This window comes from Variovorax sp. SG517, from assembly GCF_013376045.1.
GTDB lineage: Bacteria > Pseudomonadota > Gammaproteobacteria > Burkholderiales > Burkholderiaceae_C > Variovorax.
In genome coordinates this window covers 148906-164627 of record NZ_JABMJG010000004.1, presented here as the reverse complement: position 1 = coordinate 164627, position 15722 = coordinate 148906, and the positions used below count along the sequence as shown (strand labels likewise).

The following is a 15722-nucleotide window of genomic DNA, read 5'->3' as shown; positions in this document are numbered from 1 at the left end:
AGCGGGCGTTCCGGAAAAAATCGTATCAACCGAGACGGACTCGCGGCACCGGGCTTACCCGCCGCTCCCTCTGCTTCCCCGCAGGGTTCAGGCCACGGGCGGCAGGCGATCCAGCAGCTTGTCGAGCGTGATCGGGTAGTCGCGCACCCGCACGCCCGTCGCGTTGTAGACGGCGTTCGCCACCGCCGCGGCGACGCCGCACATGCCGAGCTCGCCGACGCCCTTGGCCTTCATCGGCGAGGAGATCGGGTCGGTCTCGTCGAGGAAGACGACGTCCTGGTGCGGAATGTCGGCGTGCACCGGCACCTCGTAGCCCGCCAGGTCGTGGTTGACGAAGAAGCCGTGCCGCTTGTCGAGCGCGAGCTCTTCCATCAGCGCGCCACCCACGCCCATCGTCATCGCGCCGATCACCTGACTGCGCGCGGACTTCGGGTTCAGGATGCGCCCCGCGGCGCACACCGCGAGCATGCGCCGCACGCGTATCTCGCCGGTGGCCGCATCGACGCCGACTTCCACGAAATGCGCGCCGAAGGTCGACTGCTGGTACTTCTTGTCGAGGTCGCCGAATTCGATGCTGTCCTCCACCACCAGCCCCTGCGCTCCCGCCGCTTCGGCCAGCGGCACCGCGCGCGAGCCGGCGCGCACCATGCCGTCGGCGAACTCCGCCTCGGCCACCGGAAGGCCCAGCCTGGAGGCGACCGCTTCGCGCAGCTTCATGCATGCCGCGAAGACGCCCGAGGTCGAGCTGTTGGCGCCCCATTGCCCGCCGGAGCCGGCCGAGACCGGGTGCGCCGAATCGCCCAGGCGCACCAGCACCTTGTCGAGCGGCACGCCCATGGTCTCGGCGGCGGTCTGCGCGATGATGGTGTAGGTCCCGGTGCCGATGTCCGTCATGTCGGTTTCCACCGTGACCATGCCCCGGTTGTCCAGGCGCACGCGCGCGCCGGACTTTATCACCAGGTTGTTGCGGAACGCGGCGGCCACGCCCATGCCGACGAGCCAGCGGCCGTCGCGCTGCTGCCCCGGCGCCGGGTTGCGCTTGTTCCATCCGAAGCGCTCGGCGCCTGTGCGCAGGCATTCGATCAGCTTGCGCTGGGAGTAGGGGCGCTGCGGCTTTTCGGGATCGACCTGCGTGTCGTTGAGCACGCGGAACTCGATCGGGTCGATGCCCAGCTTCTCGGCCATCTCGTCCATGGCGATCTCCAGCGCCATCATCCCGGGCGCTTCGCCTGGCGCGCGCATCGCGTTGCCCTCGGGCAGGTCGAGCACGGCCAGGCGCGTGGTCGTGAGGCGGTTCGCGCCGGCGTACAGCAGCCGGGTCTGGTTCACGGCGGTCTCCGGCTGGCCGCCCGGCAGGTCGCCCGACCAGCCTTCGTGGGCGATGGCGGTGAGCCTGCCGTCCCGGCCGGCGCCCAGGCGGATGCGCTGGATGGTCGCAGGCCTGTGCGTGGTGTTGTTCGCCATCAGCGGCCGCGGCAGCGCCACCTTCACGGGCCGCCGCGCAGCCCGCGCGCCCAGCGCCGCGAGCAGCGCGTCGGCCCGCACGAACAGCTTGCCGCCGAAGCCGCCGCCGATGAAGGGCGAGATCAGCCGCACATTCGCCTTCGGGATGCCGAGCGTCTTGGCGACGTCGCCGGCGCCCCAGGCGATCATCTGGTTCGAGGTCCAGATGGTGAGCTTGTCGCCCTGCCACTGCGCGATGGAGGCGTGCGGCTCCATCATCGCGTGCGACTCGTCGGGCGTGGTGTAGGTTGCGTCGAGCTGCACGGGGGCGGCCGCGTACGCGCCGGCGAAATCGCCCGTCTTCGTCTGCGGCTCGCCCGAGAAGGGGTTGGCGGCGGGCATCTGCGCCGTGCCCTTCTCGGCGGCCAGGTCGAAGCGGCCGGGCGTGCGCTCGTATTCGATGCGCAGCAGCTGCGCCGCCGCGCGCGCCTGCTCGAAGGTCTGGGCCACGACCAGCGCCACCGCCTGGTGGTAGTGGTCGATCTCCGGGCCGCCCAGGAGCTTCGCCGTGTTGAAGTCGCCTTTGGCGAGCTTGCCCGCATTGCGCGCGGTGACGATGGCCAGCACGCCCGGCGCCGCCCGGGCGGCGGCTGTGTCCATCGACGCGATGCGGCCCTTCGCGATGCCTGCGCCCACCACGTAGCCGTAGGCAGCATTCGGCATCTCGGTGTTGCGCTCGTAGGCGTAGCGCGCGGAGCCGGTGGTCTTCATCGGGCCGTCGATGCGGTCGGTGGGCTTGCCGATGATCTTCAGCTGATCGATGGGGTTGGTGGTGGCGGGGGTGTCGAATCTCATGCTCAGCTCCTCGCTTGCGTGATGGCCGCGGCCAGCGTGCGCTCGGCGAGCTGCAGCTTGAACGCGTTCTCGTGGGTGGGTTGCGCGTCGGCGAGCAGCCGCGCGGTCACGGCCTTCGCGCCCTGCGGCATGGCGGATTCGGCAGCCTCGAGGCGCCACGGCTTGTGCGCGACGCCGCCCAGCGCCACCCGGCCGGAGCCGTCGCGCTGCACGATGGCCGCGACCGACACCAGCGCGAAGGCGTAGGAGGCGCGGTCGCGCACCTTGCGGTAGACGTGCGTGCCGCCCACGGGCCTGGGCAGCGTGACGCCGGTGATGAGCTCGTCGCGCTCCAGCGCCGTCTCGACGTGGGGCGTGTCGCCGGGCAGGCGGTGGAAGTCGGCGATCGGGATCACGCGGGTGCGTCCGTCGGGCCGCACCGTTTCGACGGAGGCGTCCAGCACGCGCATCGCCACGGCCATGTCGCTGGGGTTGGTGGCGATGCAGGACTTGCTGCCGCCGATCACCGCGAGCTGCCGCGTCACGCCGCCGATGGCGCTGCAGCCGCTGCCGGGGCGGCGCTTGTTGCAGGGCTGGTCGGTGTCGTAGAAGTAGGGGCAGCGCGTGCGTTGCAGCAGGTTGCCCGCGGTGGTCGCCTTGTTGCGCAGCTGACCCGATGCGCCGGCCAGCAGCGCGCGGGAGAGCACGCCGTAGTCGCGGCGCACGCGCTCGTCGGCCGCCAGGTCGGTGTTGCGCACCAGCGCGCCGATGCGCAGGCCGCCCTCTGGCGTCGGCTCGATGCGGTCCAGCGCCAGGCCGTTCACGTCGACCAGGTGCACCGGCGCCTCGATCTGCAGCTTCATGAGGTCGAGCAGGTTGGTGCCGCCAGCGATGAACTTCGCGCCGGGCCGGCCCGCCACGGCGGACGCGGCCTGCGCCGGGGTCGCGGCGCGCTCGTAGGTGAAAGCCTTCATGCCTTGCTCCCCGCCACTTCCGTGATGGCCTCGACGATGTTGGAGTAGGCGCCGCAGCGGCAGATGTTGCCGCTCATGCGCTCGCGCAGTTCCTCGGCCGAGAGGATGGGGCGGGCCGTGAGGTCGGCGCTCACGTGGCTCGGGATGCCGCGCCTGACTTCGTCGATCACCGCCACCGCCGAGCAGATCTGTCCCGGCGTGCAGTAGCCGCACTGGTAGCCGTCGTGCCTGACGAAGGCGGCCTGCAGCGGATGCATGTTCTGCGGCGTGCCCAGGCCCTCGATGGTCGTGACCTGCGCGCCGTCGTGCATCACGGCGAGCGTCAGGCAGGAGTTGATCCGCCTGCCGTCGACGATGACCGTGCAGGCGCCGCACTGGCCGTGGTCGCAGCCTTTCTTGGTGCCCGTGAGCTGCAGGTGCTCGCGCAGTGCGTCGAGCAGGGTGGTGCGCGTGTCCAGGTCGAGCGCGTGCGCCGTGCCGTTGACGCTCAGTGAGAGCTTCGCGCGGAATCCGGCGGCGCTGGCCGCGGGTGCCGCCTGTGCCGTCGCCGGCGCTGCTGGCGCGGATGAGGTCGAGATCGCCGCGGCGGTGGCTGCTCCTGCGAGGAGCGCGTCGCGCCGGGAGATCAGTGGGGTCGTGGGACTGTCCATGTCGGCTCCTGCTGTTCGAGGTTCGGGTGGGTGGCGATCAATGCTGATCAGTGCTGATATCGCGGCCCATGGGCTTCGGCAGTAGGAGAACGGCGGCTGTTGCCCCCTGTCCGTGGCTCATGGAATCGCTGGCTTCGGAAAAAGGTTCTCAGGGCGGGAGCCGCGGCGACGTACCGGCCGGCTTCCCGCATCGGAATCGGTCCCCGCCTGCGAGCGGGGCCAGGGACTCCCATTCTTCTGAAGCGGCACGCCGATCGATAGAGCAATCCTCTTGCTTTCTTGCCCGATCCGATGAGGTGGCGAAGACTCCGTCAGTTCGCGGCCGGCGGAAGCCGCGCTTGCCCGGCGTCGCGCCTGGCTCCTTCGCGCAGCACCTCGATGTCCCGCCTGGGCGGGGCACCGAAGAGGCGGCTGTATTCGCGGCTGAACTGGGACGGGCTCTCGTAGCCCACCCTGAAGGCGGCGCTCGCCGCGTCGAAGTGCTCGTTCAGCATCAGCCGCTTCGCCTCGTTCAGCCGCAGCCACTTCTGGTACTGCAGCGGGCTCATCGCGGTGAGCTGGCGGAAGTGGTGGTGGAAGGTCGGCGCGCTCATCTGCACGCGGGCCGCGAGTTCGTCGATGCGCAGCGGCGATGCGTAGTTGAGCTTCAGCCAGTCGATGGCCCTCGCCACGCGGTGGCCCTGCCCGTCCACGGAGGCGATCTGCCGCAGCCTGGCCGCCTGGTCGCTCATCAGCAGCCGGTAGTGGATCTCGCGGTGGATCATCGGCGCGAGCACGGGAATGGCTTCGGGCTCGTCCAGCAGTTCCACCAGCCGGCCGATAGGCGCCAGCAGCGCGGGCGTCGCCTCGCCGAGTCCCACGCCGATGCCGATGGGGCGCTCGCGCTGCGGCGGCAGGTTGCCCTGCGCGATCAGCTCGGCCAGCACGCGCACGTCGAGCTTGAGCATCAGGCCCAGGCAGGGCTGCCGCGGGCTCGCCCCCGTCACTTCCGAGTTGGCGGGCATGTCCAGCGAGGTGACGAGGAAGCGCGAGGTGTCGTAGGGATAGGCCTGGCCGCCCACCCACATCCGCTTCGCGCCCTGCGCGACGAGCACGATGCTCGGCTCGACCATGCACACGGCGGGCGGCGCGGGCGACTCGCGTCGGAAGAAGCCGAGGTTCGCGATGGGCGTGTCGTAGTCGCCCGGCGCCGGCGTGCGCGCGCCGATGATCCGCGCCATCGCCGCCTGCAGGGCCCTGCACCGTGCCGCGGCGCCGGCGTCGTTCGAGTCCTTCGCGTCCTCCTCGTCCAGTCTGGGTGACATCTTGTTCGCTTCGAAAACTTGCCCGGCACTCTACCCGCGTGCCGCGGCGGCATTCACGCGGACGCCGTGTCTTCACAGGATCGGGCAAGAAATCCAGAGGAGCGGGCAAGCCCTGTCACTGCCGCGCGGGGTGGCCACCCGCCTGCTCTCCTACATCGTTGCGAGACGTTTCAGCGAACCCGTGCAGGACAAGCGCGCGACCCGACTTCGGAGGCCCCGAGGCTCGAACGCATGTGGCATCGTGACGCCCTCCTTCCGCTGCCTGCCGACGTGCGGGCATGCGGCCCTCAACAACCACATCACAGGAGGCTCATCACATGATCAAGATCGGCATCGTCGACGACCACGCGGTCGTCCGCACAGGCCTGAAGTCGTTCTTCTCCACCTTCGTCGATTTCCGCGTGGTCGGCGAGGCCGGCAGCGGCCGCGAGGCCATCGACCTCGTGCGCACGACCGACATCGACGTGCTGGTGATGGACCTGTCCATGCCAGGCCAGAGCGGCATCGACGCGCTCGCCATGGTGCGCGCCAAGGCGCCGGACCTGGGCGTGCTCATTCTCAGCGGCTACCCCGAGGAGCACTACGCGGTGAACCTGATCCGCCAGGGCGCATCGGGCTACCTCAACAAGGAATGCGACCCCGAGGAGATCGCCAAGGCCATCCGCACCATCGCGCTGGGCCGGCGCTACATCTCGCCCTCGGTGGCCGAGCTGCTCGCGGGCCAGCTGGAGCGCAAGGACGGCAGCGCACCGCCGCACGAGCAGCTGTCGGAGCGCGAGTTCCAGGTGTTCCTCAAGCTCGCGAAGGGCGAGACCGTGGGCGCCATCGGCGAGGCGCTCTCGCTGTCGGTGAAGACCATCAGCACCTATCGCACGCGCCTGATGGAGAAGATGAATCTCTCCACCAACAGCGACCTGACCTACTACGCCATCAAGACGCAGCTCATCGACTGAGCCGGGTCGTCCTGGGCCTACGCCGCGTTGCCCGATGGGCCGACGCGGCGATGCCGTCGATCTTTCCAAGATGGGTCTTCGACCAGCCGCCAACACCGCCCGCGGCCGCTGCCATCAGCACCGGGCGCCAAGGCTGGACTCCCAAGACCCGGCCTGCCGCGAGGCAGGCAACGAAAGGACCACGACATGGCATACACCGAAGCAATCGCGGCGGACACCCTGACCACCGGCCCCACGCTGGGCAACGACGAAGTGGTGGACGTGCTCAACGACCTGCTCGAGAACGCGCGCGACGGCGAATACGGCTTCCGCGCCTGCGCCGAAGAGGTGAAGGATCCCGCGACCAAGCAGCTGTTCGCGAATCGCGCCGAGCAATGCAGGCAGGCCGGCGTCGAGCTGATCGCGCTGATCACCACCTACGGCGGCACGCCGGCCTCGGGCGGCACCGCCAGCGGCGCGCTGCATCGCGGCTGGGTGCATGTGAAGGGATCGCTGGGCGCGAACAGCGAGCTGTCGATCCTCGAGTCGTGCGAGCGCGGCGAAGACGCGGCGGTCGCGCGCTACCGCAAGGCGCTCAAGCAGAACCTGCCGCTAGAAGTGCGCAGGGTCGTCTCCATGCAGGCCGACGGCGCGCAGCGCAACCACGACCAGATCCGCGACCTGCGCAACGCCGCGCGTACGCGCGAATGAGCGGGTGAATGAATGACCAGATAGAGGCGAGCGGCGCGCCTCAGGAAAGGGCCAGGGCTTCCTGGCCCTTTTTCTCGTGGGCGCCTTCGCCCGGATAGCGCACGCACTGCAGCGTCTCGAAGCCCTTCTGCGTGACCGCGAGCACCTGCACCACGCGCAGGCCCGGCATCTTCGCCATGTCGGCGGCCGAGGGCACCAGCGCGATCACCAGTCCTGCGGCGCGCAGCTTCAGCACTTCGTCGATGTCCCGGGGCGAGGACATCACCATCGGCAGTCGCGTGGCGGCAATCTGCCTGAGCATGTCGGTGGACATTTCGTCGTCTCCTTGTGGGCGGCGCGCCTGGCGCGTCGGGGGAATGGGGGGCAATGGGATCAATGGGGCTCCCGCCGGGGCGGGGGCAGCGAAAGATACCGGGCCGCGCGGTCCCGCCGCGTCGGACCGCGTCTCGCAAAAAGGGGCGTGGGAGCCCTCGAATGCGCTTCGGGAATTCCCGGATGCCACGAATCCCGCCGCGATGGGATAGTTAGTTCGCCCTTCAAACTAACTAATTTCTTACTGCGGCGGCCATGGCCGATCGACAGGGCGAACCAACAGGAGAGACATCGATGCGACTGAAACAAACCCTGGCCGCCATGGCCTTTGCCACGGCACTCGGTTCCACGGCCGTGGGCGCGATGGCGCAGACCGTCGTCGGCGTGAGCTGGTCCAACTTCCAGGAAGAGCGCTGGAAGACCGACGAGGCCGCCATCAAGGCCGAGCTGGAAAAACTCGGCGCCAAGTACATCAGTGCCGATGCGGGCGGCTCGCCAGAGAAGCAGCTGGGCGACATCGAGGGCCTGATGTCCAAGGGCGCGAAGGCGCTCATCGTGCTGGCGATGGACAAGGACGCCATCCTGCCGGCAGTCACCAAGGCCACGCGCCAGAAGGTGCCCGTGGTGGCCTACGACCGCCTCATCGAAGCGCCGGGCGTCTTCTACATCACCTTCGACAACGTCGAGGTCGGCCGCATGGAGGCGCGCGAGGTCTTCAAGGTCAAGCCCAAGGGCAACTACGTGATCATCAAGGGCTCGCCCAGCGACCCGAACGCCGACTTCCTGCGCGCGGGCCAGCAGGAGGTGCTGGACGCCGCCATCAAGAAGGGCGACATCAAGATCGTCGGCGACGAATACACCGAGGGCTGGAAGCCCGAGGTCGCGCAGAAGAACATGGAGCAGATCCTCACCAAGGCCGGCAACAAGGTCGATGCCGTGGTGGCGGCCAACGACGGCACGGCCGGCGGCGCGGTGGCGGCTCTCACGGCCAAGGGCATCCGCGGCATTCCGGTGTCGGGCCAGGACGCCGACTTCGCGGCGCTCAACCGCATCGCGCTGGGCACGCAGACCGCCACCATCTTCAAGGACTCGCGCGAGCTCGGCCGCGAAGCCGCCGCCGCGGCCATCGCGCTGTCGCAGGGCAAGCCGGTCGACAAGGCCGCGCCGTGGAACTCGGGCCCGAAGAAGGTCGCGCTGCAGTCGCGCCTGCTGACGCCCGTCGCCGTGACCCGCGACAACCTCGACGTCGTGGTCAAGGCCGGCTGGATCAAGAAGGACGAGCTCTGCAAGGGCGTGTCGGGCGCGAGCGCGCCCGCGGCCTGCAAGTAACGCGGCGCAGCGACAGGCAACGCGCCGGCGCCATCCTTCTTCGGAAAGCGCGCCGGCCCTTCTTCTCTCTCCCATGCAATGCACTCACTGCCGGCCCTCGCGGGCCCGGCTGGCGGGCGCCTTCGCATCCACGTAGTCCCAAAGGGGTCTGAAACATGAGCAACCCATCGTCATCAACGCCGGGCTGGTGGCGCCGCACCGGCGTCGACCTGCGGCTGATCCTGATGTGCGTGCTGCTGGTCATCATGGCCGTGGCGTTCAGCGTCATGTCCGGCGGCGTGTTCCTCTCGCCCGAGAACCTCTACAACGTCGCGCAGCAGACGGCGGTGGTGGGCATCGTGTCCACCGTGATGGTGCTGATCATCGTGGCGCGGCACATCGACCTGTCGGTGGGCTCGGTGATGGGCTTCGTGGGCGTGCTCATCGCCTACCTGCAGTACACCTCGGGCTGGTCGTGGCCCACGGCCTGCCTCGCGGGGCTCGCGGTGGCGCTGCTGGTGTCCATCTACCAGGGCTGGCTCACGGCGGTGCTGGGCGTGCCTTCGTTCGTGGTCACGCTGGGCGGGCTCATGTCCTTCCGCGGCGCGGCCTTCCTGGTGGCCGACGGCAAGACGCAGCCGGTGAACGACGAGTTCTTCCAGCGCCTGGGCGGCGGCTACGACGGCGGCATCGGCGTCACCGCGAGCTGGGTGCTCGCCGCGTTCGTGGCGGTGGTGCTGTTCGCGCGCATGGTGCAGAAGCGCCGCGCGCGCCAGCGCTACGACATGCCCACCGAGGCGCTGTGGCTCGACGTGCTGATCACGGCCGTGCCGGTGGCGGTGGTGTTCGGCTTCGCGTGGGTGATGAACAGCTACCAGATCTCGTCCAAGAACGAGCCGCAGGGCATTCCGATCCCGGTGCTGATCTGGGCGGTGGTGGCCATCGTGCTGTCGTTCATCGTGCACCGCACGCGCTTCGGGCGCTACGTGTTCGCGATGGGCGGCAACCCCGACGCGGCGGCGCTGGTGGGCATTCCGGTCAAGCGCGTCACGCTGATGCTGTTCGCGCTGCTGGCGGTGCTGGTCACCGTCGCGGCCATCGTGTCGATCGCGCGCCTGAACGCCGGCACCAATTCGCTGGGCACGGGCATGGAGCTGTACGTGATTGCGGCAGCCGTCATCGGCGGCACGGCGCTGGCGGGCGGCAGCGGCTCGATCTTCGGCTCGGTGCTGGGCGCGCTCATCATGCAGTCGCTCGACAGCGGCATGCTGCTGCTGGACGTGCCCATCGGCAAGCGCATGGTCATCATCGGCCAGGTGCTGATCGTGGCCGTCGTTTTCGACGTGCTGTACCGCCGCAAGTTCGGGGAGAACTGAAATGGCAGCCATCGACACATCCAAACCCCTGGTGGAACTGCGCGAGATCCGCAAGGCCTTCGGCGGCGTGAAGGCCGTGGACGGCGTGAGCGTGAACCTCTACCCCGGCGAGGTGGTCGCCCTGCTGGGCCACAACGGCGCGGGCAAGTCCACGCTGATGAAGATGCTCGCGGGCGCCTACCCCATCGACTCGGGCGACACGCTGATCGCGGGCGAGAAGGTCAACATCCGCACGCCGGCCGAAGCGCAGGCGCAGGGCATCGAGACCATCTACCAGACGCTCGCGCTGGCCGACAACCTCGACTCGGTGGCAAACCTCTTCCTCGGCCGCGAGAAGATGACGGCCTGGAACACGCTCGACGACCACTTCATGGAAGTGCAGGCGCGCAAGGTGTTCCAGCGCCTCAACAGGAACTTCACCAACATCCGCGTGCCGGTGCGCCGGCTCTCGGGCGGGCAGCGGCAGGTGGTGGCGATCTCGCGCGCGCTGTACTTCAATGCGCGCATCCTCATCATGGACGAGCCCTGCGCCGCGCTCGGCCCCGAAGAGACCGCGATGGTCGGCGGCCTGGTGAAGCAGCTCAAGGCCGACGGCGTGGGCATCTTCCTCATCACGCACGACATGCCCGACGTGTTCTCGCTGAGCGACCGCCTCGCGGTGATGAAGAACGGCAAGCTCGTGGGCACCTACCGTACCGCCGACGTGACCGAGGACGAGGTGCTCGGGATGATCATTGCCGGCAAGCGGCCCGAGGGCAAGGAGCAGGCCCACCACGCCGACTCCGCTGCGGCACTCGCCTGAACGAAGACCCGACGTGACCACCACCGCCGACCAGCAGCTCGTGAAGCGCATGAACCGCAGCGTGCTGCTGCGGCTGCTGCGCGCGCAGCCTGGCCTGTCGCGCGCGCGGCTGGCCGGCGAGAGCGGCCTCACCAAGTCGACCGTGAGCCTGCTGGTGCGCGAGCTGATCGACGAGGGCTGGCTCAGCGAGGCCGGCACGACCGTGGCCGACGGCCTCGGCCGGCCTTCCACGCCGCTGCAGATCAACGTGGGCGTGCGCGCGCTCATGGGCGTGGAGATCGCGGTGGAAACCGTGCGCCTCGTGTGCATGTCGTTGCAGGGCGAGGTGCTGCATTCGCAGAGCCACGCCCTGACGGACGGATCGCCGGCCGGCGTGTGCGCGCTGGTCGCGCGCATGGCCGCGGCCGCGCACGAGAGGCTGAAGCAGGTCGGGCTGCGCCTGTCGAGCATCGGCGTGTGCGTGCCGGGCGCGGTGGACGACTGCACCGGCGTGGTCCGCTTCGCGCCCAACCTCGGCTGGCGCAACGTGAGCCTGCTGCCGGCGCTCGAGGAAGCCTTTGCCGCCGTCGGTCTGCCCGGCGTGACCGTGCAGCTGCAGAACGACGCCGATGCCGCCGTGCTCGGCGAGTACGAGTTCGCGACCAGCGTGGGCCAGGAGGGCGAAGACCCGCTGATCTTCGTCAACTGCGACGTGGGCGTGGGCGCCGGCGTGGTGCTGAACGACCGGCTCTTCACCGGTGGGCAGGGCATGGCCGGCGAGATCGGCCACACCATCCTCGAACTCGACGGCCCGCTGTGCTCCTGCGGCCGCCGCGGCTGCGCCGAAGCCTTCTTCGGTTCGCGCGTGCTGGAACGCGAGGGCGTCGACACGCGCCGTGCCGCCGCCTTCTTCGGCGTGCTGCTGCAGAACCTGTGGGTCACCTTCAATCCGCGCGCCATCGTGCTGGGCGGCAAGGCCTGCACCGACCATCGCGGCTTCGTGCAGACCGCCTTCGAATGCGTGAAGCGCCACGCCGACGGTGCCGGCATGCCCGCGCCGGACCTGCGCACTGCGCGCTACGAGGAACTCGCGGCCGCGGTGGGCGCCGCGGCACTGGCGCTGCACGAGTACTTAAGGCCGCTGCAGCCCGACGCGAAGGCGCGCCGGGCACGCGCCGCGCAGGTTCTCGCCGCCGCCTGAGCCTTCGGCCTACGCGCGGCCCGCGCGCAGCGGTCTAGCGTCTGGACTCCGCCTCCGGAGTCCAAGTCATGAAGTCTTCGCCCGCCCGCGCTCCCGCATCTTCCGCGCTGCTCGTCGTGCTGGCCGTGTTCGTCGGCCTCGCGGGCCTTGCGCTCGTGGTCGCGGGCGCATGGCTCGCCGCGCTTGGGGGCTCGTGGTACTACCTTGTCGCGGGCCTGGGGCTCGTGGCGGCAGCGCTGCTGCTTCGGCGCGGCGGCGGCGCCGGGCTGCTGGTCTATGCGGCGGTGGTGCTGTTCACGCTGGCCTGGGCATTTTGGGAGGTCGGCCTCGACTGGTGGCCGCTGGCCGCGCGCGGCGACGTGTTCTTCGTGGTCGGCCTGCTGCTGCTCACGCCATGGGTGGCGCGTCCGCTCGCCCTGCGCAATGCCGCGGGCGTGGGAAGCGCGCGCACCGTGCTCGGCGTGGTGCTCGCGGCCTTCCTGGTGGCGGCGGTGTTCTCTTGGATGCGCGAACCCCGACGCATCGAAGGCATCGCGCCCCCGGCCGATGCGACGGCCGCCACGGCGGGCGCACCTTCAAGCCCTGCGGCCCCGGCGGACGAGTGGACGGCCTATGGCGGCACCGGCTTCGGCCAGCGCTACTCGGCGCTCGACCAGATCACGCCGCAGAACGTGGGGCAGCTCGAGGAGGCCTGGCACTTCCGCACCGGCGACGTGCGCGGCCAGCCCGGCGATCCCGAGGAGACGACCTTCGAGGTCACGCCGCTGAAGATCGGCGAGAGGCTCTTCCTGTGCACGCCGCACCAGTCGGTGATCGCGCTCGACGCCACCACCGGCCGGCAGGTGTGGCGCTACACGCCGCAGATCGCGGGGTCGCTCGCGCTGCAGCACCTGACCTGCCGGGGGCTTTCTTACTACCCGGGCGCCGCCGCCTCATCCGCACCGCCCGCGCAGGCAGCCACGCCATCGGCCGGCTGCGACGCCAAGCTCTTCATGCCCACCGCCGACGGCCGCGTCATCGCGCTCGACCCCGCGAGCGGCAAGCCCTGCCCGGCCTTCGGCGGCGGCAGCGGCCAGATCGACCTCTGGAAGAACATGCCGAACGTGCGGGCGGGCTCTTACTACTCGACCTCGCCTCCGGTGGTGGCGCGTTCGCTGCTCATCGTGGGCGGCACGGTGCTGGACAACGTCTCGACGAAGGAAACCTCGGGCGTGCTCCGCGCCTTCGACGCGAACACCGGCGCGCTGGTGTGGAACTGGGACTCCGGCAATCCCGAGGAGACCGCCCCCATCGCGGCCGACCGCACCTACACCGCCAACTCGCCCAACAGCTGGTCGATCTCCAGCGTGGACGAGGCGCTGGGCCTGGTCTACGTGCCCATGGGCAACCAGCCGCCCGACCAGTGGGGCGGCGCGCGCAGCGAAGGCGCGAAGAAGTATTCGTCGGCGGTGGTCGCGCTCGACCTGGCCAGCGGCCGCGTGCGCTGGAGCTTCCAGACCGTGCACCACGACTTGTGGGACTACGACGTGCCGGCGCAGCCCAGCCTCGTGGACCTGCGCGTGGGCAGCGAGACCGTGCCGGCGCTGGTGCAGCCGACCAAGCAGGGCGAGCTGTTCGTGCTCGACCGCCGCAACGGCAAGCCGATCCTGCCGGTGAACGAGCGGGCCGTGCCGCAGGGCGCCGCCGCGGGCGACGTCACGGCGCCGACGCAGCCCTCGTCGGCCCTGTCCTTCGATCCGCCGGCGCTCAAGCCGTCGGACATGTGGGGCGCCACCGTCTTCGACCAGCTGGCCTGCCGCATCGCATTCCACCGGCTGCGCTACGAGGGCCGGTTCACGCCGCCGTCGACGGAGGGCTCGCTGATCCATCCGGGCAACTTCGGCGTCTTCAACTGGGGCGGCGTGGCCGTCGATCCGCACCGGCAGCTTGTCTTCGCCACGCCCGCGTCGCTGGCCTTCGTCTCCAGGCTCGTGCCGCGCGCGGACGACACCTCGCTCTACGTGCAGGGCAAGAACCGCCCCAACGACAGCCTGCCCGCGCTCGGCGAGAACTTCGGCGCACCCTTCGCGGTGAAGCTCAGCGCCTTCACCTCGGTGCTCGGCCTGCCGTGCCAGGCGCCGCCCTGGGGCTACGTGGCCGCGGCCGACCTGCGCACCGGCAGGATCGCCTGGATGCACAAGAACGGCACGGTGCGCGACAGCTCTCCGCTGCCGCTGCCCTTCGCGATGGGCGTGCCCAACCTCGGCGGCCCCATCCTGACGGCCGGCGGCGTGGCCTTTCTCTCGGGCACGCTCGACCAGTTCGTGCGCGGCTACGACGTGAACGACGGCAGGGAACTCTGGCGCAGCCGCCTGCCGGCCGGCGGACAGGCCACGCCGATGACCTACCGCGGCGCCGACGGGCGCCAGTACCTGCTGGTGGTGGCCGGCGGCCACGGCTCGCTCGGCACGCGCACCGGCGACCATGTGATCGCCTACGCGCTGCCCAGGCGCTGACGGCCTTCAGTCCCTTCCGCCGGCCGCAGCCGCGGCTTCGTCGCGCCAGCCCCGCAGCCGCCGGTAGAGCGTGCCGCGCGACACGCGCAGCTGCCGCGCGGCCTGCGACACGTTGCCGCCGTGCGCGGCGAGCGTCTCCTCGATCAGCTTGCGGCTGTGCTCGCGCAGCGTGGTCTCGGCCTGGGGCGAAGCTTCCGCGTTGTCCGCGTCGGGGCGGGCCTCGGCTGCCGCGAACTGCATCTGCCGTGCTTCGCGCGTCTCGATGGCCAGCGGCAACGCTTCGCCCGGCATCGCCACCGCATGGCGGAAGTCCGCGCCATCGGCGCCGCCCTTGAGCTGCGCCTGCACCCACACGCCCAGGCCGCTGGCCAGCCGCAGCGGCTGCGCTGCCTCGCGCCGGCCGAGCCGCAGCAGGCTCGCGAGGTCGTGGCCGAGCAGGAACTCGACGTCGCGCTCGTCCGCCGCCTCGGGCAGCCGCCCCAGCAGCCGCGCGCCGGCATTGTTGAGCCAGGCGATGGTGCCGTCGGGCGCGATGCCGGCCAGCGCTTCGAGCGGCGTGCCCAGCAGCGTCGGGCTGGCCTGGAAGCGCAGGATCAGGTGGTCGCGCGACTGCGCCTGCAGCAGCCTGTTCTCGATGGTGGTGGCGTACAGCGCCACCATCGATGCCGCGTCGAAGCCGAAGCGCCGCGCCTCCACCGTGAGGTCGAGCACGCCGGCGAGCTGCCCCGTCACGTCGCGGATCGGCGCGGCCGCGCACCGCATGTGGCACAGCAGGTCGAAGTAGTGCTCGGCGCCGTCGACCGTGCAGGCCTGCCCGGTGCTCGCCACGATGCCCGGCGCGGTGGTGCCCACGATGCGCTCGGAGATGTTCACGCCCACGCGCGCCGTCTTGCGCAGCACCGGCTGTTGCGCCGCGGCCGGCTGCTGCGTGACGTGCACCACCACGCCCTCGCGGTCGGTGAGGATCACGCGGCAGTCGGTGCCCGCGAGCGCGTGCTCCATCTGCCCCAGCTCCTGGCGCGCCGCTTCGAGAAGCTGGCGGTTGCGCGCCAGCGTGGCGTGCAGGCGGCTGGGCGTGACCGGGTCGAAGGGCACGATGCGCTGGCGGTCGGCGTGGGTGCGGCTGCAGCGCATCCACGACTGGATCACCGCCTCGCCCACCAGCCCCGAGGGGCGCACGCCCTCCTCGAAGAACTGCTGCCGCGCGAGCGCCACGCGCTGCGCGGGCGTGCTGGCGAAGAGCTGGCGCGGGGCATCGGATGTGCCGATTCTTCCAACTGGGCTTCTGTCGAGGGCCATGGACTTGCTGCCTCCCGGTTCAGGATTCACACCGCCGTCGAATGTGTTCCGCAATGGAACAGCGCCGGACTGGGGAAATCCCCAAGATGAACGCGCGGCCCG

13 protein-coding genes are annotated in these 15722 nt (G+C 70.3%); 7 read left to right on the top strand and 6 right to left on the bottom strand.

The genetic code is table 11. The features are described from left to right. Positions 1–87: 87 nt before the first annotated feature. The 4 genes from paoC to FHT32_RS13420 form a co-directional block, all read right to left on the bottom strand. Entirely contained in the window at positions 88–2298 is a 2211-nt protein-coding gene (gene paoC / locus FHT32_RS13435) for an aldehyde oxidoreductase molybdenum-binding subunit PaoC (RefSeq protein WP_176665132.1), read from the bottom strand. Positions 2299–2300: 2 nt separating this feature from the next. Next, positions 2301–3251, bottom strand: coding sequence for a xanthine dehydrogenase family protein subunit M (locus tag FHT32_RS13430; RefSeq protein WP_176665131.1), 951 nt, complete (start codon positions 3249–3251; stop codon positions 2301–2303). After that, the gene (gene paoA, locus FHT32_RS13425; RefSeq protein ID WP_176665130.1) at positions 3248–3901 is read right to left on the bottom strand and encodes an aldehyde dehydrogenase iron-sulfur subunit PaoA; all 654 of its coding nucleotides are present in this window, start codon (positions 3899–3901) and stop codon (positions 3248–3250) included. The genes FHT32_RS13430 and paoA overlap by 4 nt, the downstream gene beginning before the upstream one ends. A 311-nt stretch (positions 3902–4212) precedes the next feature. Further along, on the bottom strand, positions 4213–5121 hold the full coding sequence (locus FHT32_RS13420) for an AraC family transcriptional regulator (protein ID WP_176665575.1): 909 nt from the start codon (positions 5119–5121) through the stop codon (positions 4213–4215). Between the two features lie 401 nt (positions 5122–5522). On the opposite strand from FHT32_RS13420, the gene FHT32_RS13415 reads away from it, so the two are divergent. Together FHT32_RS13415 and FHT32_RS13410 are read left to right on the top strand one after the other, a co-directional pair. Beyond that, positions 5523–6158 carry a response regulator transcription factor gene (locus tag FHT32_RS13415; RefSeq protein WP_176665129.1) on the top strand — a complete coding sequence of 212 codons (636 nt, stop codon included), beginning with the start codon at positions 5523–5525 and terminating at the stop codon, positions 6156–6158. Between the two features lie 186 nt (positions 6159–6344). Further along, positions 6345–6848, top strand: coding sequence for a PA2169 family four-helix-bundle protein (locus tag FHT32_RS13410; RefSeq protein ID WP_176665128.1), 504 nt, complete (start codon positions 6345–6347; stop codon positions 6846–6848). 40 nt (positions 6849–6888) lie between these two features. Here the strand turns inward: FHT32_RS13410 and FHT32_RS13405 are convergent, their stop codons facing one another. Continuing rightward, entirely contained in the window at positions 6889–7161 is a 273-nt protein-coding gene (locus FHT32_RS13405) for a hypothetical protein (protein ID WP_176665127.1), read from the bottom strand. A 293-nt stretch (positions 7162–7454) separates the two neighbouring features. Between FHT32_RS13405 and xylF the strand changes: the two genes are divergently transcribed. The 5 genes from xylF to FHT32_RS13380 all read left to right on the top strand — a co-directional run bounded on the left by xylF (position 7455) and on the right by FHT32_RS13380 (position 14321). Next, entirely contained in the window at positions 7455–8489 is a 1035-nt protein-coding gene (gene xylF, locus FHT32_RS13400; RefSeq protein WP_176665126.1) for a D-xylose ABC transporter substrate-binding protein, read from the top strand. A gap of 155 nt (positions 8490–8644) precedes the next feature. Next, positions 8645–9844 (top strand): sugar ABC transporter permease, encoded by a 1200-nt coding sequence (locus FHT32_RS13395; RefSeq protein WP_126021227.1) that lies wholly within the window; start codon positions 8645–8647, stop codon positions 9842–9844. 1 nt (position 9845) lies between these two features. Beyond that, positions 9846–10646, top strand: a complete 801-nt coding sequence (locus tag FHT32_RS13390) for an ATP-binding cassette domain-containing protein (protein WP_176665125.1) — start codon at positions 9846–9848, stop codon at positions 10644–10646. A 13-nt stretch (positions 10647–10659) separates the two neighbouring features. Then, the gene (locus FHT32_RS13385) at positions 10660–11826 is read left to right on the top strand and encodes an ROK family transcriptional regulator (RefSeq protein WP_176665124.1); all 1167 of its coding nucleotides are present in this window, start codon (positions 10660–10662) and stop codon (positions 11824–11826) included. 68 nt (positions 11827–11894) lie between these two features. Next, the gene (locus FHT32_RS13380; RefSeq protein WP_176665123.1) at positions 11895–14321 is read left to right on the top strand and encodes a membrane-bound PQQ-dependent dehydrogenase, glucose/quinate/shikimate family; all 2427 of its coding nucleotides are present in this window, start codon (positions 11895–11897) and stop codon (positions 14319–14321) included. Positions 14322–14327: 6 nt separating this feature from the next. Here FHT32_RS13380 and FHT32_RS13375 read toward each other — a convergent pair whose 3' ends face one another. After that, positions 14328–15620, bottom strand: a complete 1293-nt coding sequence (locus tag FHT32_RS13375) for a helix-turn-helix domain-containing protein (protein ID WP_176665122.1) — start codon at positions 15618–15620, stop codon at positions 14328–14330. Positions 15621–15722 lie beyond the last annotated feature (102 nt).